Here is a 21,118-nt window from a genome sequence, read left to right as displayed (position 1 = left end):
ATCCAGCTTGAAATTGCCGTCGGGGCCGGCTTTTACGTTGTGGGTCTTGCCGTCCGGTGTGGTGACGTTGACCGTGCTGTTGGGCTCGGCTTTACCGGTGATTCCGATACCCCCAGTGGGCTTGGTGATCACGGTCAACCCTGTTGGGGGGGGAGGAGGGGATGTATCGGCACTTGGGTCAGCCGTATAATTTCCAGTCAGCGTTTTGCTGGTGCGCCCCGAGCTATCCGTTGCCGTCGCCGTAAAAGAGCCATTGGGCTGCGGCACCTTGCTTGCAAAACTGAAACTCCCGTCGTTCCCGGCTATCACGCTAATTTTTGAGCCATCCGGAAAGGTGAAGTCAATGCGCGAGCCAGGAGCTCCTTTGCCAGTGACAGCCATGGTACCGTCGGCTTTAGTGGCTGTCTTAACCTGTGGAGGTTCTGGAGCCGTGGTATTCGGTTTTACGGTGTTAACCCGGTGCCCTCCCCCCCCTCCACCACCTGATTGAGTTAATGCGAACACCCCCAAGGCTGCACCACCCAATAGAGCGCCTTTAGTTAATGGCGAAAGATCATTGAATGATGAACTGATTTTACCCAGCACGGAGTCGGCACCCTGTGCATTTTGTGCGCTTTGCTGAAACGGTTCGTAGCTGACCCCCAGTGGCTGATTTGCAAGTGCGGGCTCTTGAATAACGGCTTCTGTCAATTGCCCATTATCATTGAAGACCAGGGAGTTCTCTTTGCTATCGCGATCGTCAAAGAACTTTTTAATCACTAACCTTTTTTTGTCGAGAAAATCAATAATCAAATTGTCGCCGCTGCGAGTCATTTGCCTGACGGAGAGTTGCCCTGCATTAACGATGACAACGGATGCCGTCTGCAATGTTACTTCCGGGCCTTCGACCAAATTTTGTGTTTGAGTGTTTTTATCAAAAATTATTACTTTCGACATGTACGTTCTTCCTAAAATGCCAAGAAAGCTTTCCGTTCAGCCCCTCTCTGATCTAGGTGAGCATAATGGCGTAATAAAACCTCACACCATAATTCAAACGGAAAGGTCAGACCCTGTTAGTAGCTGAGTGGCCTCATTCGGCGCGCACCCTATAAGATATTAAAATATGCAGATAAACTACTGTGTAGGAAATTTCCTACGGTGGTTTTGTAGTGGTCTAATGAAACCGAATGAACGAGCACCCTGAAAGACAAGACACCGTTTCACCCTTACGGCAAGGGATAGGCAAACGGGGGAGCTTTTGGGCCAGGAGCGGCACCGTTGCTGGAGCCCGGAGCAAAAACTAGCCAGGTTCGCGAGAGCCTTGAGCCAGGACAAAACGTGTCGGTGGTGGCTCGGTGCAACGGCATTAATGCCAAGCTGAACCGGGACGACACAGTGCCGGAGAAGCTGTAGTGCCGGCCTCAGAGCTGAGCGATGCGCTCAAGCAGATCCGTGAACTGCAACGGATGCTGGGTAAAAAACAATGGAAGCGCAAATCCTCAAAGCGGCCGTGGAGATAGCCCGGTCGCGAAAATGGTTTATCCACTCACCTTTGTTGCCGCGGGACGACCCGTGAAGCTGGTCAGCGAATGTTTCAGCGTGGCGCGCTCGCAACTAGCGGTTAGAATCAAGCAATCGGCATCGCCCAAAGTACGGCGAAGCAGGCTTGTGAAGGGCGCTGAACTGGTGGCCGAAATCCAACAACAGGTCAGCGAACTGCCCAACTATGGCTGCCGTCGAGTCTGGGGATTGCGGCATCGCGCCCGTGAAACCAGGTCGCTACCGGCGATCAATGTTAAGCGGGTTTACCGGGTCATGCGTGATTACAACCTGCTGCCTGACCGCCGGATCAAACAACCCAGCGTGCCGCGTCGGAACGAGGGCCGTATTCCCGTGCAAACCAGCGATACGCGCTGGTGCTCGGACGGCTTTGAGTTCCACACTGTAGCAACAGATGATCGGCAAACGACAACGCTACGAACCGAGCGAAAGAGCGTGTGCAATGAATGCGCAACAGATACGTTGAGCCGCATGAGGAAGTTCGCGACTCAAATGATAAAGTCGGCTGATCCATAAGTTGCCGGATGCGAATCGCCATTTGGGAGAGATCCACCGCGAGAGCGGCGTGACCTTCAAGGCTCGGGCCACCTGGTTTGCTGTCATCGACAGCGCTCGCACGGCCAGTTCTACGCCTGTGGATAAACCCGGTCAAGGGTCGACATTCAGCGCCACTTTGGACTTTAAGAGCGGTTATCCACCGGTGGTATTCCGTGGCAACCCCCGGACAACGTGGTTGCTTTTAGCTCTTCAAAGTAAAGGCCTTCCAAACAGGGCGCTTTGCAGTGCCCTATCGACGATAGGGCATGAGCCGATGAAGCCTGGGGTTGTAGCCCAGGCTTCTGTCTGCCCTGTGTGGGTATTGGGGCGGTTAGCTCAACGTTCTGAACTCAGCATCGATGGTTTCAGCTTCAACCCGCCATGCCTGGAAGAGCTGTTGACGCACCCGGCTTTCATCCAGATTGCTTTGCAGCTCTTGTCGGCGAGTATTGAGCTGAAGGTAGTCGGGGAAGAATTCTTCCTTGAAACGTTCAGCGTTCACCAGAGCGATGAAGTCCTGGCGCTGTTTTTCGAAGTTGTCGACCATCGTTGCAATGGTTTTCTTGAAGGCTTCTTCGCGCTTGTATTGCTCCCAGCTGTCCCACGCTTCGAGTGCCACACCCAGCAAAGCCAGGGCACCATTGGCGCCCTTGGCGAATTTCACCGCGCCCCAGGGTTTAAACTTCAGGTACTTGCCGATGTCCATGCCAACCGTCTTGGCAATTGTCGAGATGCCATCTCGAGCGGCCAGTACCGTGGTGTTGTTGATGAGATTGCCCTTGAGCACGTGGTTGATGCCTTGTTTCCCCAGAGCTTTGACCGTCGTATTGAAGTGATTGACCTCACTGTCGAAGCCAACCTGCATCTTCTCGACCTCAAGCGTGATCGACTGGGTCTGGCGGCTGAACTCGTTTTGCAGCCGTGTAGCGAGGATGATGCCTTCGGCACCGACCTCTCGTTCGAAGAAATCGGTGAACGTTTCAAGGCTACAGCCTTTGGCCTGCAGGATCAGATCGGCGAAGTAGCGCGTGGCAAACTCGCGCAGGCTGATACGTGCTTCTTCGATCTGCTGACCGGTGCTTGCCAATTGCTTACCTAACCGACCATTGAGCTCGTCGAGCTTGCTGACTTCGAGGGAAACCTTGTGGTCGTTCTCGACAGCGATCGGCAGTTGGTTGTTGAGCACATCGCGAATTACGCTGGTGCGCATTTCATTGGCCAGCGCAGCGCTGCCACCGTTGTGCTCGATCTTCGCTGTGGTCGCCGTCTGCAGGGTTGCGATATGTGACAGCGCCTTGAATTCTTCAAGGTTGGACAGCCAGTGCTCGGCCCCCAGGTCAAAGGGATTGGCAGCTACTGCAACTATCGAAAGATCGGCTGCTTCCTGATCGCTCAGACCAATCTGTTCGCGAAGCCTGCCCGTGACGTTATCGCGCTTGATCTGCAGATTGGACTGATAGTCCTGTTCGTCTTCAACATCAGCCACCTCATCGAAGCGACTGAGCACGAACACCGTGCGCGGCAGCAGACCCAAGGTGCGGAACAACCAGGTCAGGTCTTCCTTATGGCTTTCCTTGATCGGGTTGGTCGAGTTCATCACGTACAGCACCAGGTGAGATTCGCTCACGTACTTCTTGGTGATGTCCTTGTACTTCTCGATGGCATGGGTTTCGGCGTTTTCCTGCTCCTTGAAACCGAACAGGCCCGGGGTGTCGATCAGTACGAAATCATCATCGACCTCGTAGATTTTCACCTCGTTAGAGGACTCTGCATGACTGATCTTCATACTGGATTTATCCAGCTTTTCCATCCAGGCTGCCGCAATCGATGTCTTGCCCTCGGAGAAACCTCCGATCAGCGCGACCTTGAGTTTTTCACCGGATACGCTGTTGATGGCGTTCCTCAACTTGCTGCTCAGGGCCCCGTCGATCGGCACGCCGGCCTTTGCACCCTGGTCGAGAAAACCTTGCAACCGTTCGAGCAGCGACAGTGCGTCGGCCTGTTGGGCCTTGAATGTCTTGAGGGTATTTTCCATTACAGTTTTCCTGCGATTTCGATTTGGCGGGAGAGCACTTTCAGGCGTTTGGTGGAGCGCGCCAGCGTTTCAACCTGGCTGGAAGCTTGCTTGGCAGGTGCTTCCAGCGCCCGATCAAGTTGCTCGATCGTCTTCTGCATTTCGCTCATCGCGCTTTCCAGATTTTCACGTAATGCACTGCGCAGTTGTTCGGTAGCGCTGAGCAGATTTTTATCGGTTGCCTGGCGTTGCTGAGATTTCTTGAAGTCGGAATCGAATGCGCCCCAGATCGCTTTGCCAACCGAGATCAAAGCGGTCAGTACCGAAGCCCCTACGAACCACAGGCTGGCACCGCCGGTGAAGGGGGCTGCTGCGATTCCCAGAAGGCTGGCGATCAGTCCCGCAACCTTGATGCCATTGTCGATTTTGATATTGAGTTTGAACGGCTGATTGAACTTCATGCTGCCGAGCTTTCCATAGCTCGCGGTCAGTTCCTGAGCATGCTTTTCGAATCGTTTGAGAATATCTTCGGCAGCCTTCTGGTAGGTGCTCACTTCAACGTTGATGACCTTGGGTAACTGCTTGCCCAACGCGTGTTGCTGTTCCTCAAGCTGTTCGCTCAGGGCCGCCTTGAAAGCATCGTTGCTGATGTCTCCTTCGATCCTCGCATAGACGCTGTTTCGCACCTTGCTGGCGAAGCTGTGGATCAAGGTCTCGCCTGATGATTCAAGGCGCTTCTTCAGCGCACTGAAGCTGCTGTTCAACTGACTCTTGGCGCTTTGCTCTTCTTCGTTGAGTTTGGCCGCCAGCGCCGAAAGCGTTTGTTGAACACCTGAGAGCGTGCCGGTGGTGTCAGTGAGTGCTTCATTGGCCTTGTTGAAGTTGGCCCGAATGATCTTGGACTGGCCGTCACGGATCAATTGCTCGTCGAGCAACTGCAGGAAGCCTCGCAGGCGGGACTTCTCCAGGAGTTCGTCGGCACCAAAGTCCGCGAGCACCTTGGCCCGACGATTGGCGTTCGATGAACCCGGCGCGAAGTGATGGGTCGAGGCAAGGAATGCTGGCAAAGCGGTCAGCGCGAACACCTCCCGGTAGTGTTTGCCAAGCTGCTCGGCCATCTTCTGATCTAGGCCAGCAAGACTCGTGGTTTCGTCTTCGGAAACCAGCGGTCGGCCGTTCAGGGAGTTTTTGGGGCTGGTGATCTTCTTGTTGAAGATTGTCCAGACTTCGGTTTGTGCAGAGAGATGCTTCTTGATCTTCTCCAGCGTGCCCACGTTCTGCCCATCGCCCGTCTGCGGAGGTGCTGCCTGGTTGGTGACGTAGAATACGGCGTGAGCTATCTGTACGGCGCGCTCGATTTCCTCCAGTACCAACCCTTCCTTGCCTTCGATACCCGGTACATCCAGCAAGGCGAAGGGGTGGCCGTCCAGTTCGAGGTCGTAACGCTGTGTTTTGCGCGTGAAGTCGGCACTACCGTCACCGATGATCTGCCCGTCAGCGTGGAGCTTCAGCTCGGTCACCAGTTGCACCAACTGAGTTTCAACTTCCAGGCGCTGTCGTACGAGCGTCCGTTGCTGCTCAGTAGTCGCTGCCTGTTGAGCGGTAAGCGCCGTACAAGCATCGTCGCGTGCACGGGTGACTTCGGCTAACTTCTGCTCGAGTTCAGTGCGGGCGTGCTCGGCTTTCTGCCGTTCGGTGTCCAGTGTCACTGCAGCGCTGTCGCGTGCTGCCGTGGCGGTGGCCAACCGGGCAGTGGCATCGTTGAGCTGTAGTTCTTCCGGCATTTTTCTGAACAGGTTCAGCAGCCTCTGCCAGAGCGAAGCCGTGCTTTTACGTTCGGCGAGAAGGCTGTGCAAACGGGTAACGGCAGCTAGAGCATCTTTGTGCGCGTGCTCGTGTTGCTGGAGCGTGTTGTCCAATCGTTGTGTCAGCTCGCTGGACTGGGCATTGGCCTGATCCAACGCATCGCGAGCCTGCTGGTAGGGTTGCTCGTACTGCTGCACTGCGGCGGTCAACTGCCGCGTGAGTTCATCAAGTCGCGCTTCGGTCTCCTCAATGCTTTGTTGCAAGCGCTGGAGGTTTTCTTCAGTCAGTTCGTACTGTTCGTGCAACTTGCGGAAGGCCTCCTGGCTCGCCCGCTTGCCTGGCTCCTGCAGCAGAATCCGCAACGTCTCGATGAGTGTCGACTTGCCTGCCCCGGTTTCACCATAGAAAGCGATGGTGAAGGTGTTCCACTCAGCGTTCTTCTCCAGTTCCGCCAATCGATCGAACAGCGCAGTACGATGTTCGGTGAGACGCCGCAGCGCTTCCTTCCTGGCCAGGTTCAAGGCTTCGTCGTCCGAAGAGTGCCTCAGCTCACCGATGATCAGGGCCAACTCATCGTTGATTTGCTGGTAAACCTCGCGGGGGCTGTTCAGTTCGAGAGTCATGTAGGGTTCTTCGGTGGATTTTTCGGGCGCCTGCGTTGGCGGGAAAAGGTCAGCATGAGCGAGGGTCGGCTCAGGAGCGTTCGGCGTAATTGCTTTGAAGCGTGTTTCGGTTAACACCTCGGGGAGTCGCTCCCAGTAATCTGTGTGACCGAAGTCGTTCATTTCGACGCTTTCGAAGTGCTCGACCACGTTGCGTCCCAGGCAGGTTTCGCCCCAATTGAGCAGCAACGTCCGGTCTGTCTTCGAATACGCGTTGATCATCCTGCCTTGCAGGCGCTTGCGCATCTGGTTCGCTTCAATGGCTGAGACCTCGACTGCCGCGGCCATCAGCAGTACATCGTTGATTGTCAACTGATGCCTTTTGGAGAAGCTCTTCAGACTGCTGACCACCACCCGACCGCCAAGTGAGTGGCCGATCAGGTTGATGGTTTCGACCTGAGGGTGTTTGTTGCGCAGGTACTCTTTCAGTTGGTCGAGCAGCACAACCCCCATGCTCTCGGCACGAGCGCGGGCATCGCTGAAATTCTTCATTCGGTCTTTGACCACAGCCCCCACCAATCCCAGGGAAGGACCGAAGCCCCCGGTAGTGCCCAGCGGGACGAGGTTGAGGCTGCCTGCACCCAGCGACCAGAATGACGCGGTGTCGAAGTGCAGATAATGGTTTGACGGCCAGAAGGCGAAGATATTGATGAAGTTACCGAGTTGCGCGGGAATTCTTTCAAGCAGAAGTTGCTTATCTTCGTCGTTGTGCCCGGCGCTGTAGCCGTGGATGAAGATGTTGGCTTCGGTCGTGTTGGTGCTGGAGGACGGCGACGACTGGAACAGGAATGGCAGGGACATCGGCGGCTCCCTATCTGCAGGCGTGCTGCTTGTGGGGCGGTATTGGCCGAGAGGGGGAGACTGAGTACTCCAGACACAGACGCGATGAGGTCTGGCGCCTGAGGAGGGAGTCCTTGGCTTGGTCCATAGCTGCAACTTCCTTGTGATCGTGAACCGGGTTTCGTGTGGATGCCTGGAAGGGAATTTACCTCGTTTAGGTGGCAGATTGCCATGCCTGGAGCAGGCACGACGCAGATTCGCTGCGGAGATCGGCGCAGGCGCATGGGCAGGCGATCAACGCCACAGCGCAGTTAGTCCTCGATGAAGTAGTCGCTATCCAGATGCTTCACTTCGTAGACCTGTTTAACGCTGCAGCCCGGGTTGTAATCGACCATCAGGCCGGCGAGTTCGGCACCATCGATAAGCACTACTTTGATGTCCAGGCTCAAGGCAGCGTCGCGGGCTCCGGCGGAGAAGTCGGATGTCGTGATGAAGACGCCTTTACGGGCGCGTTTACGGGTCAGCGCCCCGATGAACTTGTCGATCTCCGGCCGATGCACCGTGTTACCCCAGCGCTTGGCTTGCAGGTAGATGACATCCAGCCCGAGTTTGTCTTCCTTGATGATGCCGTCGATACCATCGTCGTTGGTTTGCTGGGTTGCGCTGCCGGCCTCTTTGCGTGAACCCCCGTAGCCCATGGCGATCATGAGATCGACTACTAATTGCTCGAAGAATGTCGGCGACGCGGCGCGGACTTGGGCGAGGAGGTCGTCTGCCAGCGATTGCGTTGGGAACCATCGAGCGTTTGCCGGTTGGTGAGCGGGGAGGTGGTGCCTGGGCTGGGGGTAGGCAGGGTATGGCGCGGTTTTGCGCACCTCGGCGGTGGTTTTTGGCATCAGTGCGGGACGGCGAAGATGGGCCGGGATGAAGAGGTGGTGGTGGATTGAGCGTTGAGGGTTTATGGGTGAACCGGTTGCGAGTGGTGGATGCTTCGGTGATGCCGCGGGGGGAATACGATGGCAGCTTGTTTGGTGATTGGGGAGCGGGGGACTGACCTTGTAGTGGGGGGCGAAGCGTTGTTGTAGACAGGAAAATTCCTACGGGATACCGTTTCGCATTCCTACATTTATGCGCGCGATTTCCTTCCATGGATGCCCTGAAATCCCTGCGGACTGAACTGGCCGCGTTCGCCACCGAGCGCGACTGGGATCAATTCCATACACCCAAGAATCTAGCAATGGCCCTGTCCGGCGAAGCCGGCGAGTTGCTCGAGCGTTTCCAGTGGCTGACTCCAGAGCAAAGTGAGCGTAATGCGCTTTCGCCAGAGGCGCTCGAGGCAATCGAAGAAGAGATGGCGGATGTGCTGCTGTACTTGGTGCGTCTGGCGGATCGCCTGAACGTCGACCTTGAGACCGTTGCCCAGGCCAAGCTCAAGCGGAACGCAGAGAAATATCCGGTCAGTGAAGCCAAGGGCAATGCCGTCAAGTACTCGAGGCGAAGCGAATGACGCCTCGAGTGTTTTATCAGCCCTGCTCGCAGCCGATTGCTCGCAAAAACTTGCAGACAACCATTCTTAACCCAGTGCTGCTCGACGATATCGCGGACCTGCTGGAGCCCGAGTTACTGGCAGATCTGTATAAAGCCTACCCCGCAGGCAAGTTATGCATCTGGGGGTTATCCTCGCCCAGAACCAGAAATGCCTGGCTCGCCATGGAGCCGGGCGACACCGTTATATTCAATACCGAAACCGTCGTCACTGTTAGTGCATGTTTTACCCATCGCACACACAATCGCGAGTTGGCCTTGAGGCTCTGGGGCTGGGCAGATGCTGGGGCTGGAAAAACCTGGGAGAACATCTACTTCGTCACTGACGTTCGTCATCACGCTATTCGTTTCAAAGCCATTCAGGCACTAGCCGACAGTGGGCAGGATCGGTCTTTCTCTGGTTACGACGATGTGCAAAGTGCAGCCATTCTGGATCGTTATCCGGAGCTGGACCACGATTACTTCCCTGACCACGTCACGCTGGATGAGGCGCGTCGAGACATCCAGTCGAGTGATGGAATGGGGACACGACCTACCCGGTTGGAGCACAAGTACATCGTGCGTCACCTCTTCCAAGGCAAGCCCACTGGCCACTGTTGCATTTGCCTAAACGAGTTCCCCAGGCACCTGCTGGTGGCAGCACATATCAAGAAGCGATCGGCTTGTAGCACGAAGGAAAAGCTCGATATCGAGAACATTGCTGTCCCCATGTGCCGACTGGGTTGCGATCCGCTGTTCGAGCATGGCTATCTCGCTGTCAGGAACGGTAAGGTCGTCCGACATCCTTCGCGTGTAATGACCGAGGCTACGGAGAGCTACGTGGAGAAGGTGCTTGGCACGCAGGTGAGGGGTTGGAGCAGGAAAAATCGGAAGTATTTTGATTGGCATCTGGATGCCCATGGGTTCGAGCCTGGTGTACTGGCTGATTTGGAGTGACGACATTGTAAGTTGATGGTTGTGGAGCTTATGCTGCTCAGCCTGCTGATCATCGTCTTGCTGGCACTGTTCTTGGGGCGTGGTGTAGAGCTTGATCCAGGCGTAAAGGTTGTGAGCGGGCATCCCTAGACGCTGGGCAACATCGGCAACAGGTCTGCCTTTCTCGGTCACTGCTTGACCGCTTCGATCTTGAACTCTTCGGGGTAACGCTTACGACTCATGGCACCTCTGTGGGCTTCATTATGAGGCTTGAAGTTGTCTACGAAACCAGGGGCGATTCAGACCGTGAGCGCTTGTCCACCCTCCAAAGCTACGTCTGGACTCTCGAGCTGTTAGGGGAGGCGCTGGTCCAGCATGACGAGATGCTGGAATGCGAGCACAACCCGCAACTGAGCTTTCGCAACACAGCGGGCATTCATCAAGCGATCCGGATCATCAGCGGGCTGGCAAGAGATCAGTTCGCCAAGCTGGAGGCTATGAACGAGGAGAGGGAAAGGTGATGGCGTGCTGCCGTTGAGGCACTGAGTCCCAGCCACAAAAAAAGACGCCCAAGGGCGTCTTCTTCTGTTTCGGATTTGGTGGAGCCGGGGGGATTTGAACCCCCGTCCGCCAGTACTCCGCTGTCGGTACTACATGCTTAGCCGTGTCTATTGAGTTAATCCGCAGCCGCCCGACGGGCAGGGTGCTTTGGACGAGTTGGGTAAGTTTTAGTCGCTTTGCCCCCAACGTGCTACACGACGATCCTGTTCTGTATGACAATCATTTCGGGTTTACAGGCATCCCCTGATGATTGCTGGAGCCGAAGCTACCAGGAGAGCGGGCTCAGCTGCTTACGCAGCGAGAGCGTAGCCCTCGTAGTTTTCGTCATTGGCAACTATAGAAAGTTGCAACAGTGGATTTACGAGTTCTGTTACCAACTCGGCATGCACCTAGAGTTTCGCTACCGGCGTCGAATCCTGATCGGCCCCACACTCAGCTCTAGCTGACGTATCTCTCGACACGTGCCGCCGAGTATACGCCTTTGCGCGGGCGGCGTCGACTGCTGGTGCCGCCGCCCGTTGCAACAGAGCGGCTCAGGCGCCGCTGCCGCCGGCCGAGCCGCTGCCTTTCTCGGTCTTTTCCAGGCGCTCCAGCACCTTGCTGGTGATGGCGATGCACTCCTTGGTATCGCCGCTGGCCTGGGCGGCCTTGGCTTTGTCGACATGCTCGGTGAGGGCCTTGTCCAGGCCTTCGGACGTGGCGCCGGCGGTAGCCATGCTGTCGTTGATCTTCTGCAGGTTGATCGCGCACAAGTCATCGGCAGCGAATACAGGCGAGGCCAGCAGGGTGGCGGCCGCGAAGAGGGCGGAAAGCGCTGTACCTTTCATGGGTGTCTCCTGGTGAAGGCCTCTGGAAGGTGGGCCTGAAAGGTGGACTGTGGCCATTGGCCAAGGGTTCCATCGGGGTTGACCGGGCGATCCACCAAACCCGTCGCGAGTAAAGAGGGTGAGGCAACCGGTCACGCGGCAAACCACCACACAGCCTGCCCTGGCATTCGGGACTATGCTTTCCAACAGTCGTTGATCTGGATCAATCGTTCCAGATGAAACGAGTTGGCCGCCTGGCCAGAATCCCTGCGATCGAACAGAACAATTCGACAACAGCGCACTCGATCACCGTGGGGGCAGTGAGCGCGAGGGTCACGAGCCCGGACGCCCGGATTACCTGAAGAGGAAGCACTATGTTCGGTTTAGAGGCCTTGGAGCTCGCCCGAATCCAGTTTGCGTTTACCGTATCCTTCCACATCCTGTTCCCGGCCATCACCATTGGCCTGGCGAGCTACCTGGCGGTCCTCGAAGGCCTCTGGCTGAAGACCAACGACAACGTCTACCGCGACCTCTACCACTTCTGGTCGAAGATCTTTGCCGTCAACTTCGGCATGGGGGTGGTCTCGGGGCTGGTCATGGCCTATCAGTTCGGCACCAACTGGAGCCGTTTCTCCGATTTTGCCGGCGCCGTCACCGGGCCTTTGCTGACCTACGAAGTGCTCACTGCCTTCTTCCTCGAAGCCGGTTTCCTCGGGGTCATGCTGTTCGGCTGGAACCGCGTGGGGCGTGGGCTGCACTTCTTCGCCACGGTGATGGTGGCGCTCGGCACGCTGGTGTCGACCTTCTGGATCCTCGCCTCCAACAGCTGGATGCAGACGCCCCAGGGCCACGAGATCATCGATGGCCGGGTGGTGCCGGTCGACTGGCTGATGATCATCTTCAACCCCTCGTTCCCCTACCGCCTGATGCACATGGCCACGGCTGCGTTCGTGGCCACGGCGTTCTTCGTCGGTGCCTCGGCGGCTTGGCATCTGCTGCGCGGGCGGGATAATCCGGCGGTGCGCAAGATGCTGTCGATGGCCATGTGGATGGCGCTAATCGTTGCGCCGATCCAGGCGGTGATCGGTGACTTCCATGGCCTGAACACGCTCAAGCACCAGCCGGTGAAAATCGCCGCCATCGAAGGCCACTGGGAGAACAAGCCCGGTGAGCCGACGCCGCTGATCCTGTTCGGCATCCCCGACATGCAGGCCGAGACCACGCGCTTCAAAGTCGAGATTCCGGCGTTGGGCAGCCTGATCCTGACCCACAGCCTGGACAAGCAAGTACCGGCCATGAAGGAGTTCCCGCCTGAAGACCGGCCGAATTCGACCATCGTGTTCTGGTCGTTCCGGGTCATGGTCGGGCTGGGCTTGCTGATGATCTTCGTGGGGCTGTGGAGCTTGTGGCTGCGCAAGCGTGGCACGCTGTACAGCTCGCGGCCATTCCTCTACCTCACGCTGTGGATGGGGCCGTCGGGGTTGATCGCGATCCTCGCAGGCTGGTTCACCACCGAGATCGGTCGTCAGCCGTGGGTGGTGTATGGGCTGATGCGCACGGCGGACGGGGTGTCGAACCACAGCTACGGACAGCTCGGCTTCACCCTGGTGATGTTCGTGGTGGTGTACTTCGCGCTGTTCGGCACCGGCATCGGCTACATGATGCGCCTGGTGCGCAAAGGGCCGCATACCGGCGAGGGCGATACGCAGCCACCGGGAGGTCCGGGGCAGAAACGCACGCCAGCGCGGCCGCTGTCGGCTGCCGATGACGGCACGGAACACGACGCCGTCAGCCTGAACAAGGGGAACTGAGCCATGGGTATCGATCTTCCGCTGATCTGGGCCGTGATCATCATCTTCGGGGTGATGATGTACGTGGTCATGGATGGCTTCGACCTGGGAATCGGCATGCTCTTCCCCTTCGTCAAGGGCGAGCGTGACCGTGACGTGATGATGAATACCGTCGCGCCTGTATGGGACGGCAACGAGACCTGGCTGGTGCTGGGCGGGGCGGGGCTGTTCGGGGCCTTCCCGATGGCCTACTCGGTGGTGCTCGAGGCGCTGTACCTGCCGCTGATCCTGATGCTGGTGGGCCTGATCTTCCGTGGCGTGGCCTTCGAGTTCCGCTTCAAGGCCAAGGCCGACAAGCGCCACCTGTGGGACAAGGCGTTCATCTGGGGTTCGCTGGTGGCCACTTTCTTCCAGGGCGTGGCGCTGGGGGCCTTCATCGAGGGCTTCAAGGTGGTCGACCGCCATTACGCGGGTGGCGCGTTTGACTGGCTGACGCCGTTCAGTATCTACAGTGGCCTGGGGCTGATCGTGGCCTATACGCTGCTGGGTTGCACCTGGCTGATCATGAAGACCGAAGGGCCGCTGCAGAAGCAGATGCACGACCTGGCGCGGCCGCTGGCGCTGGTGCTGCTGGTGGTGATCGGCATCGTCAGCCTGTGGACGCCGCTGGCTTATCCACAGATCGCCGATCGTTGGTTCAGCATGCCCAACCTGATCTGGTTCATGCCGGTGCCGGTGTTGGTGCTGGTGACCTTCTATGGGTTGCTCAAGGCGGTGGCGCGCAACGCCAACTACACGCCGTTCCTGCTGACGTTGGTGCTGATCTTCCTGGGCTACAGCGGGTTGGGCATCAGCCTGTGGCCGAACATCATCCCGCCGTCGATCTCGATCTGGGATGCCGCTGCGCCAGCGCAGAGCCAGGGCTTCATGCTGGTGGGGACGCTGTTCATCCTGCCGTTCATCCTGGGGTACACCTTCTGGAGCTACTACGTGTTCCGCGGCAAGGTGACCCACGACGACGGCTACCACTAGGGAGTGCCGGGCGATGGATATCGAGGAGAAGAAACCGCTGTGGCAGCGACTGGGTTGGCTGGTGCTGATCTGGGCGCTGAGTGTCGCGGCGCTGGGGATCGTGGCCTATGGCATGCGCATGTTCATGAGTGCGGCGGGGTTGAGTACGCATTGAGCCGGGTAAGGGCTTTGTTGTCCTGGTAGGAGCACCTTCCTTGTTCAAAATCTAAAGGCCAGCCCGGTCCTTGTGGGAGCGGGCTTGCCCGCGAAAAGGATACTGCGGTGCATGGCACCGGCTGCGCCGGTGATCGCGGGACAAGCCCGCTCCCACAGAAGACTGGTTCCCCACAGAAGACTGGTTCCCACAGAAGACTGGTTCCCCACAGAAGACTGGTTCCCCACAGAAGACTGGTTCCCCACAGAAGACTGGTTCCCACAGAAGACTGGTTCCCACAGAGGACTGGGTCCCACAGAAGACTGGCTTGTTTCAAACCCTAAGCCTGGACCCGACATTGGACTGGCTTTTGGGTTTTTTACAAGACAGTTGGCCCTACGATCACTTGCGCGCCTTGAGCACCACGAACTTTGGCGTCGCCGCGACCTGCTCCACACCGCGGAACAACCGCGACAGCTTGCTGTGATAGCCCAGGTGGCGGTTGCCGACGATGTACAGCGCGCCGCCGACCACCAGCGCCTCCCGGGCCTGCTGGAACATGCGCCAGGCGAGGAAGTCGCCGACCACTTGCTGCTGGTGGAATGGCGGGTTGCACAGCACCACATCCAGCGACTGCTTCTGCTGCCCGGCCAGGCCATCATCGGCGTGGATGTCCGCTGCGCGATCGCCCAATGCCGCCTGCCAGTTTTCCCGCGCCGATTGCACGGCCATGTACGACTCGTCCACCAGCGTGTAGTGCGCATCCGGGTTGGTCAGTGCACTGGCGATGGCCAGCACGCCATTGCCGCACCCCAGGTCTGCGACCCGGGCGCTGCCGAGGTTGCGCGGCAGGTGCGGGAGGAAGGCGCGGGTGCCGATGTCCAGGCTTTCGCGGCAGAACACGTTGGCATGGTTGACCAGCTCCAGCGCTGGGCTGTCCAGGCGGTAGCGGGTGGGGTAGGGCGAAGCTGCGACGGGGCGCTCGCCAACCGTGGCGATCAGCAGGCGGGCCTTTTTCTGCGCAAGCGACGCCTGGACCGGGCCAATGTACTGCTCCATCAGGTCGCCGGCGGCACGCGGCAGGTGCTTGATCATCGCCCCGGCGATCACTTCGGCGCCGGGTGCCAGCTTGCCCTGCAGGCGGATCAGTTGTTCCTCGAGCAGCGCGAGGGTCTTGGGTACGCGAATCAGTACGCGGTCGAACGGCCCCTGCCAATGATCGCTGGAGGGTACGAAGGGCACGCTGTCGTAAGGTTTGCCATTGCGCGCGAGGTTTTTCTCCAGGGCCAGGTGGGCCAGATAGGAGTCGCCGCTGCTGGTCACCTGCACGTGGCCGGCGAGGCTTGCCGCCAAGGCGCCGAAGCTGTCATTGAGGATCAGCACGCGGCACGCGGCTTGAGGTGCCTGGGCTGCCAAATGGCTCAGCAGGTACTCGTCGGCAGCGTCGAAGGCTTGCAGGGGGTCGTTGTTCTGCTCCGGCTGGCGGATCAGGTCGAGTTCGGCGAAGGGGCTGGTCAGCAGGGGCATGGGGGAACGGACTCGATGCGGCTTTGCCTTTGGTGGACGACCACAGGCGTCAAAACGTTCGATTCTACAGGGCTTTGCCGATGACGGGCAGTTTCAGATTAAACCGTGACGCACGGCAACCACGACGGCAGCGGTCTTGTTGGACGCGTTGAGCTTGGTGATCACGCTGCGGATATGAAAGTTCACGGTGCTCGGCGACAGCGAGAGAATGCAGGCGATGTCTGATGCGGTCTTGCCATCAGCGGTCCACTTGGTGACCTCCAGCTCACGGTCGGTCAAGGCTGGGGCCGGATCCATCGCCTTGCGGTGATGATTGCAGATCAATTCATGCAGCACGTTGTGCAGCCAGAACAGTTGTGCGCTCTCGGCCAGGAATTCGAGTGTCGAGATCGGGTGCCTGGGGCGGGCCACGCTGAGCTGGCTGATGTCGTGGATGTGATCGTGGAGCGATTGCGTCCACCCATGCCGCAGGCCATGACTGCAGGCGAGGCTACGGTATTCGGGGGCCTCTTTATAGAGTTCGTCTTCCCAGAGCACTGGGGCCGTGGAGCTGCGGCTGAGGGCCATGACAGGGTCTTGCTCGATGAAGTGGCGATCTGCCTGATAGTGGGCATTCCACTCCTTGGGAAAATTGTTGTACAGGATCACATGGGCACGTTGTGCAGGAACATGTAGGTGCAGCGTAAGCCCGAGGTACTCCATCCCCATCTCTTGAACGAGTGCGATGGCTTGGTCGAACATGCGTTCTGGGTGCCGCTCACCCAGCAACGCATGGAGATTTTCGGGCTTCCAATGCGACATGTTCTTGCTCCAAGTGGATCCATAATTTCACGACATCCACCCGAGTGTAGGAAAAGCTGACTAACGCGCAGGAAATTTTTCGCTATAGCCAATGCTTGAATATAGATTTTGTTGTACCTGATCTGTACGAGACCCTACAGCTCCTCGGTGTTCCTGCGCGTCACTTTGCGCCACACTTGGCGTATTCACCTTGGGAGTCCGTCATGACCGCCAGTGCCGACAAGTTCACTTCGCAAACCCTGCTCGATGTCCAACCTTTGACGCCGAACCTCTTCAGCCTGCGTGTAACGCGTGATGCGGGGTTCCGTTTTCGGGCCGGGCAGTTCGCGCGCCTGGGGGTGTCCAAGGCCGACGGCAGTGTGGTGTGGCGGGCCTATTCGATGGTCAGCGCGCCCCATGACGAGTTTCTCGACTTCTTCTCCATCGTGGTGCCGGGTGGCGAGTTCACCAGCGAATTGAGCCGGCTGGGAGAGGGCGACACACTGCTGATCGATCGTCAGGCTTTCGGCTACCTGACCCTGGATCGCTTCGTCGGTGGCCGCGACTTATGGCTGCTGGCCACAGGCACCGGTATCGCGCCCTTCGTGTCGATCCTCCAGGACTTCGAGGCCTGGGAGCGCTTCGACAACATCAAGCTGGTGTATTCGGTGCGTGAAGCCAAGGAGTTGGCGTACCTGGACCTGATCGCCGGGCTTGAGCAGCGCGACTACCTGGCCGAGTTCGCCGGCAAGCTGCAGTTCATTCCGGTGGTCACGCGTGAGGTACATCCTGGCGCCCTGAATGCGCGGATCACCACGCTGATCGAGAGCGGCGAGCTGGAGCGGGCGGCGGGCCTTGAGTTTTCGCCGGAGCATTCGCGGATCATGCTGTGCGGCAACCCCGACATGATCGACGAGACACGCAAGGTGCTGAAGGCGCGCGACCTGCAACTGAGCCTGAGCAAGCGGCCGGGGCAGGTGGCGGTGGAGAATTACTGGTAGGGCGCTTTGCGCGCGACGCTATCCGGGGCCGTATCGCGGCCCCGGTGCGTTTCGGTCACGGCTGGCGGTTCTGCGCCTTGAGCAGGTCGCGGATCTCGGTCAGCAGGGTTTCCTGTGGCGTCGGCACCGGTGGGGTGGTGGGGGCCACGGCCTCTTCGCGCTTGAGGCGGTTGATCGCTTTCACGCCCATGAAGATGGCGAACGCCACGATCACGAAGTCGATGACGGTCTGGATGAACTTGCCGTAAGCCAGCACCACCGCCGGGATATCGCCTTCGGCGGCCTTGAGGGTGATCGCCAGGTCACTGAAGTCCACACCGCCGATCAGCAGGCCCAGTGGCGGCATGATCACGTCGCCCACGAACGACGAGACGATCTTGCCGAAGGCCGCGCCGATGATGATACCAACCGCCATGTCGACGACATTTCCCTTGACCGCGAAGGCCTTGAACTCGCTGAGCACGCCCATGTTTTATTCCTTTGTAACAAATGGTGAGGTAAACGCAGTGTAAGCCACTAAAACGCTTCATGCGCTGCATTCAGGGCTACAGACTGCCATTAGAACGAATAGTTTTGTCGCACGCAGCAGCGCCCGAGGCACATCGGGCTTGGGCTATCATGGCGGTCTTTGCCCAGGAGACTGACCCGATGGCCAAGGCCAAGCGCTTGTATGGCTGCACCGAGTGCGGCGCGACCTTTCCCAAATGGGCCGGCCAGTGTGGCGAATGCGGCGCCTGGAACACCCTCGTTGAAACCATGATCGAAAGCGCCGGCGCCGCAGCGCCTTCCGGGCGTGCGGGCTGGACTGGGCAGCAGGCGCAGATCAAGACCCTGGCCGAGGTCAGCGTCGAGGAGATCCCGCGCTTCACCACCAGCAGCACCGAGCTTGACCGCGTGCTCGGCGGCGGCCTGGTCGATGGCTCGGTGGTGCTGATTGGCGGCGACCCGGGGATCGGCAAGTCCACCATCCTGCTGCAGACCCTGTGCAACATCGCCACGCAGATGCCGGCGCTGTACGTCACCGGGGAAGAGTCGCAGCAGCAGGTGGCCATGCGTTCCCGGCGCCTGGGCCTCCCCCAGGACCAGCTCAAGGTGATGACCGAAACCTGCATCGAAACCATCATCGCCACGGCGCGGGTGGAAAAGCCGCGGGTGATGGTGATCGACTCGATCCAGACCATCTTCACCGAACAACTGCAGTCGGCGCCTGGTGGCGTGGCCCAGGTGCGCGAGAGCACGGCGCTGCTGGTGCGTTATGCCAAGCAAAGCGGCACGGCGATCTTCCTGGTTGGCCACGTGACCAAGGAAGGCTCGCTGGCAGGCCCGCGGGTGCTCGAGCACATGGTCGACACCGTGCTGTATTTCGAGGGTGAATCGGACGGGCGCCTGCGCCTGCTGCGGGCAGTGAAGAACCGCTTCGGTGCGGTCAACGAGCTGGGCGTGTTCGGCATGACCGATCGTGGCCTGAAGGAGGTGTCCAACCCCTCGGCGATCTTCCTCAACCGTACCCAGGAAGAGGTGCCGGGTAGCGTGGTGATGGCCACCTGGGAGGGCACCCGGCCGATGCTGGTCGAGGTGCAGGCGCTGGTCGACGACAGCCACCTGGCCAACCCGCGACGGGTCACCCTGGGCCTGGACCAGAATCGCCTGGCCATGCTGCTGGCGGTGCTACATCGCCATGGCGGCATCCCCACCCATGACCAGGACGTGTTCCTCAACGTGGTCGGCGGGGTCAAGGTGCTGGAAACCGCATCCGACCTGGCGCTGCTGGCGGCGGTGATGTCGAGCCTGCGTAACCGGCCGTTGGCCCATGGCCTGCTGGTGTTCGGCGAGATCGGTCTTTCTGGCGAGGTGCGCCCGGTGCCCAGCGGTCAGGAGCGCCTGAAAGAAGCGGCCAAGCATGGCTTCAAGCGCGCCATCGTGCCCAAAGGCAACGCACCGAAGGAAGCCCCGCCAGGGCTGCAGGTGATTGCGGTGACGCGTCTGGAGCAGGCCTTGGACGCACTGTTCGAATGACCGACCTTCTTGCAACTGATTCTCAGTAGCGAGTAGCATTCCGCCACCTTGCGACCACCAGCTGGAGTGCGTGTGGCGGAGTCCGATCTCAAGCGCTTGTTCATCAAGCATGCGAAAACCCTGCAGGGGCTGCTGACGCGCAAGGTGCGTGATCCGCAGCTGGCTGCCGACCTGGTGCAGGAAAGTTTCCTGCGCCTTGCCGAACAGCAGCGCCAGGAAGCCATCGACAACACGCCGGGCTATCTGTACCGCACGGCGCACAACCTGATGATCGATCACCTGCGCCAGCAGCAGCGGCGCAAGACCGACCTGGTGCCCCACGAGGCCCTTGAAGGCATCGTCGAAGAGCGCCCGGGGCTTGAGGAGCAGGCTGCCCGCGAGCAGCATCTGCGCCGCGTGCAAGCCATGCTCGAAGCGCTGCCCGAGCGCACCCAGCAGGTCTTTCGTCTCAACCGCCTCGAAGGCATGACCCATGCCGAGGTCGCCCGCCACCTGGGGATTTCCGACAGCTCCGTGCAGAAGCATCTGGCCAAGGCCCTGGCCTATGTGATGCAGTGCCTGCAGGACGGCGGATGACCAACGGTTTACTGACAATTGCCCCCTCAGACGTCAGCCCAGACATAACCAGATCGCGAGAGAACCGTGTGAGCAGCGAGAACCAGCCCGAGCAAGCAATTCGCGAGCAGGCCGCCGAGTGGGTGGTGCGCGAGAGTGCCGGCCCTCTGAGCGACCAGCAGCAGCGGGCGCTGGCGCAGTGGTGCGCCGCCGATCCGCGGCATGTGCAGGCCTATGAGTTTGCCCGGGCAACCTGGGCCGATCTGGGCGCCTTGAGCGAGCTGGCGTTGCCGGTGCGTCGTGGGTTGCCGCCGACGCTTGCGCGGCCAGTGCGCCGTCGTTCGCGCTGGCGTCGGGCGATGACGGGCGTGGCGGCCATGCTGGTGGTGGCGTTCGGTGTGGCGCAGGCGCCGCAACTGCTGCTGGACTGGCGAGCCGACTATGTCACTGGCGCGGGCGAAGTGCGGCGGGTGACGCTGCCCGATGGCAGCCTGGTCGATCTGGACAGCCGCAGCGCCATTGCCCTGGCCTTCGACCATGGCGAGCGACGTGTGCGCTTGCTGGCGGGCGAGGCGGTGTTCAGTGCGGCGCCGGTGACGGAGCGCGAGCGGCGGCCGTTCGTGGTCGAATATGCCGGAGCGACCACCCGCGCGCTGGGCACACGCTTCGTGGTCGGGCAGGCGGGCGAGGGTGGCTGGGTCGGGATGCTCGAGCATCGCGTTGCCGTCGACTTGCTGAGCCCGCCACAGCGGGGGCGCGCCGACCAGGTAGTGGAGCAGGGGCAGAGCGTGCGCTATGACCAGGCCGCTGGTGTGCGGCCCTGGCCGGAGCAGAACCTGCAACGGGCCACCGACTGGGAGCGCGGGGTGCTGGTGTTCGAGCGCCAGCCGCTGGCCGAGGTGGTGGCGCGGCTCAACCGCTATCGCCCGGGCAGGTTGATGGTGGTGGATTCGCAGCTCGCGCAGCGCGAGGTGAGCGGGGTGTTTCGCCTTGATCAGCTGGCGGCGGTTGGCGGGGTGCTGAGCGATGAACTGCAGGCGCGGCGGGTCGAGCTGCCTGGGTTGACCTTGATCTACTGACCTTTGCTCGGTGATGTTCTTTTCGCGGGCAAGCCCGCTC

General features: G+C 59.6%; 19 protein-coding genes, 1 other RNA gene and 1 pseudogene. 11 read left to right on the top strand and 10 right to left on the bottom strand.

Annotation, left to right across the window (positions count from 1 at the left end; all coding sequences use genetic code 11):
* Positions 1-936: BapA/Bap/LapF family prefix-like domain-containing protein (locus ACPZMI_RS04900; protein ID WP_426351801.1), on the bottom strand; the 936-nt coding region annotated here is incomplete at its 3' end.
* Positions 937-1,551: 615 nt separating this feature from the next.
* Here ACPZMI_RS04900 and ACPZMI_RS04895 point away from each other — a divergent pair.
* Positions 1,552-2,055, top strand: a complete 504-nt coding sequence (locus tag ACPZMI_RS04895; protein WP_186670462.1) for a hypothetical protein — start codon at positions 1,552-1,554, stop codon at positions 2,053-2,055.
* Between the two features lie 352 nt (positions 2,056-2,407).
* Here the strand turns inward: ACPZMI_RS04895 and ACPZMI_RS04890 are convergent, their stop codons facing one another.
* The 3 genes from ACPZMI_RS04890 to ACPZMI_RS04880 all read right to left on the bottom strand — a co-directional run bounded on the left by ACPZMI_RS04890 (position 2,408) and on the right by ACPZMI_RS04880 (position 8,234).
* Positions 2,408-4,111: a LeoA/HP0731 family dynamin-like GTPase gene (locus tag ACPZMI_RS04890; RefSeq protein WP_186670460.1), complete on the bottom strand. Its 1,704-nt coding sequence runs from the start codon at positions 4,109-4,111 to the stop codon at positions 2,408-2,410.
* Positions 4,111-7,359 (bottom strand): DUF726 domain-containing protein, encoded by a 3,249-nt coding sequence (locus ACPZMI_RS04885; protein WP_426351800.1) that lies wholly within the window; start codon positions 7,357-7,359, stop codon positions 4,111-4,113. Before ACPZMI_RS04885 ends, ACPZMI_RS04890 begins: the two co-directional genes overlap by 1 nt.
* A gap of 290 nt (positions 7,360-7,649) precedes the next feature.
* The gene (locus ACPZMI_RS04880) at positions 7,650-8,234 is read right to left on the bottom strand and encodes a restriction endonuclease (protein ID WP_426351799.1); all 585 of its coding nucleotides are present in this window, start codon (positions 8,232-8,234) and stop codon (positions 7,650-7,652) included.
* Positions 8,235-8,485: 251 nt separating this feature from the next.
* On the opposite strand from ACPZMI_RS04880, the gene ACPZMI_RS04875 reads away from it, so the two are divergent.
* Together ACPZMI_RS04875 and ACPZMI_RS04870 are read left to right on the top strand one after the other, a co-directional pair.
* Positions 8,486-8,845: a nucleotide pyrophosphohydrolase gene (locus tag ACPZMI_RS04875; protein WP_323453043.1), complete on the top strand. Its 360-nt coding sequence runs from the start codon at positions 8,486-8,488 to the stop codon at positions 8,843-8,845.
* Positions 8,842-9,819 (top strand): hypothetical protein, encoded by a 978-nt coding sequence (locus ACPZMI_RS04870; protein WP_426351798.1) that lies wholly within the window; start codon positions 8,842-8,844, stop codon positions 9,817-9,819. The genes ACPZMI_RS04875 and ACPZMI_RS04870 overlap by 4 nt, the downstream gene beginning before the upstream one ends.
* Positions 9,820-9,843: 24 nt before the next feature.
* Here the strand turns inward: ACPZMI_RS04870 and ACPZMI_RS04865 are convergent.
* Positions 9,844-10,040 (bottom strand): annotated as a pseudogene (locus ACPZMI_RS04865) (transposase); the annotation flags it as partial.
* A gap of 21 nt (positions 10,041-10,061) precedes the next feature.
* Here ACPZMI_RS04865 and ACPZMI_RS04860 point away from each other — a divergent pair.
* Positions 10,062-10,319 carry a hypothetical protein gene (locus tag ACPZMI_RS04860; RefSeq protein WP_426351797.1) on the top strand — a complete coding sequence of 86 codons (258 nt, stop codon included), beginning with the start codon at positions 10,062-10,064 and terminating at the stop codon, positions 10,317-10,319.
* Between the two features lie 76 nt (positions 10,320-10,395).
* Here the strand turns inward: ACPZMI_RS04860 and ssrA are convergent.
* Both ssrA and ACPZMI_RS04850 read right to left on the bottom strand, forming a co-directional pair.
* Positions 10,396-10,787, bottom strand: a transfer-messenger RNA (tmRNA) gene (gene ssrA, locus ACPZMI_RS04855).
* Positions 10,788-10,892: 105 nt separating this feature from the next.
* Entirely contained in the window at positions 10,893-11,186 is a 294-nt protein-coding gene (locus ACPZMI_RS04850) for a hypothetical protein (RefSeq protein ID WP_063546147.1), read from the bottom strand.
* Positions 11,187-11,539: 353 nt separating this feature from the next.
* Here ACPZMI_RS04850 and ACPZMI_RS04845 point away from each other — a divergent pair, with 353 nt between their 5' ends.
* The 3 genes from ACPZMI_RS04845 to ACPZMI_RS04835 are packed head-to-tail and all read left to right on the top strand — an operon-like array spanning position 11,540 to position 14,141.
* Positions 11,540-12,976 (top strand): cytochrome ubiquinol oxidase subunit I, encoded by a 1,437-nt coding sequence (locus ACPZMI_RS04845; RefSeq protein ID WP_426351796.1) that lies wholly within the window; start codon positions 11,540-11,542, stop codon positions 12,974-12,976.
* 3 nt (positions 12,977-12,979) lie between these two features.
* Positions 12,980-13,987: a cytochrome d ubiquinol oxidase subunit II gene (cydB, locus tag ACPZMI_RS04840; protein ID WP_186722437.1), complete on the top strand. Its 1,008-nt coding sequence runs from the start codon at positions 12,980-12,982 to the stop codon at positions 13,985-13,987.
* Between the two features lie 13 nt (positions 13,988-14,000).
* Positions 14,001-14,141: a DUF2474 domain-containing protein gene (locus tag ACPZMI_RS04835; RefSeq protein ID WP_063546145.1), complete on the top strand. Its 141-nt coding sequence runs from the start codon at positions 14,001-14,003 to the stop codon at positions 14,139-14,141.
* 381 nt (positions 14,142-14,522) lie between these two features.
* On the opposite strand, the gene ACPZMI_RS04830 is transcribed toward ACPZMI_RS04835, so the two are convergent.
* Entirely contained in the window at positions 14,523-15,647 is a 1,125-nt protein-coding gene (locus tag ACPZMI_RS04830; RefSeq protein WP_186709991.1) for a methyltransferase, read from the bottom strand.
* A gap of 93 nt (positions 15,648-15,740) precedes the next feature.
* A complete protein-coding gene (locus ACPZMI_RS04825) occupies positions 15,741-16,448 on the bottom strand; it encodes an autoinducer binding domain-containing protein (RefSeq protein ID WP_426351795.1) in 708 nt (235 codons plus the stop codon).
* A 203-nt stretch (positions 16,449-16,651) separates the two neighbouring features.
* Here ACPZMI_RS04825 and ACPZMI_RS04820 point away from each other — a divergent pair, with 203 nt between their 5' ends.
* Positions 16,652-17,428, top strand: coding sequence for a ferredoxin--NADP reductase (locus ACPZMI_RS04820; protein ID WP_186668392.1), 777 nt, complete (start codon positions 16,652-16,654; stop codon positions 17,426-17,428).
* A gap of 55 nt (positions 17,429-17,483) precedes the next feature.
* Here the strand turns inward: ACPZMI_RS04820 and mscL are convergent, their stop codons facing one another.
* Positions 17,484-17,897, bottom strand: a complete 414-nt coding sequence (gene mscL, locus ACPZMI_RS04815; protein WP_054894040.1) for a large-conductance mechanosensitive channel protein MscL — start codon at positions 17,895-17,897, stop codon at positions 17,484-17,486.
* 179 nt (positions 17,898-18,076) lie between these two features.
* Here mscL and radA point away from each other — a divergent pair, with 179 nt between their 5' ends.
* The 3 genes from radA (at position 18,077) to ACPZMI_RS04800 (ending at position 21,078) form a co-directional block, all read left to right on the top strand.
* A complete protein-coding gene (gene radA / locus ACPZMI_RS04810; RefSeq protein WP_186710007.1) occupies positions 18,077-19,444 on the top strand; it encodes a DNA repair protein RadA in 1,368 nt (455 codons plus the stop codon).
* Positions 19,445-19,516: 72 nt separating this feature from the next.
* Positions 19,517-20,020 carry an RNA polymerase sigma factor gene (locus tag ACPZMI_RS04805; RefSeq protein ID WP_426351794.1) on the top strand — a complete coding sequence of 168 codons (504 nt, stop codon included), beginning with the start codon at positions 19,517-19,519 and terminating at the stop codon, positions 20,018-20,020.
* A gap of 68 nt (positions 20,021-20,088) precedes the next feature.
* Complete coding sequence (locus tag ACPZMI_RS04800) at positions 20,089-21,078, top strand: FecR family protein (RefSeq protein WP_426351793.1); 990 nt, start codon at positions 20,089-20,091, stop codon at positions 21,076-21,078.
* Positions 21,079-21,118 lie beyond the last annotated feature (40 nt).

Origin of the sequence: Pseudomonas wayambapalatensis, from assembly GCF_049942315.1 — a bacterium.
Lineage (GTDB): Bacteria > Pseudomonadota > Gammaproteobacteria > Pseudomonadales > Pseudomonadaceae > Aquipseudomonas > Aquipseudomonas wayambapalatensis.
Note: the sequence above shows the minus strand (reverse complement) of the source record. Positions and strands in the feature narration are given on the sequence as shown.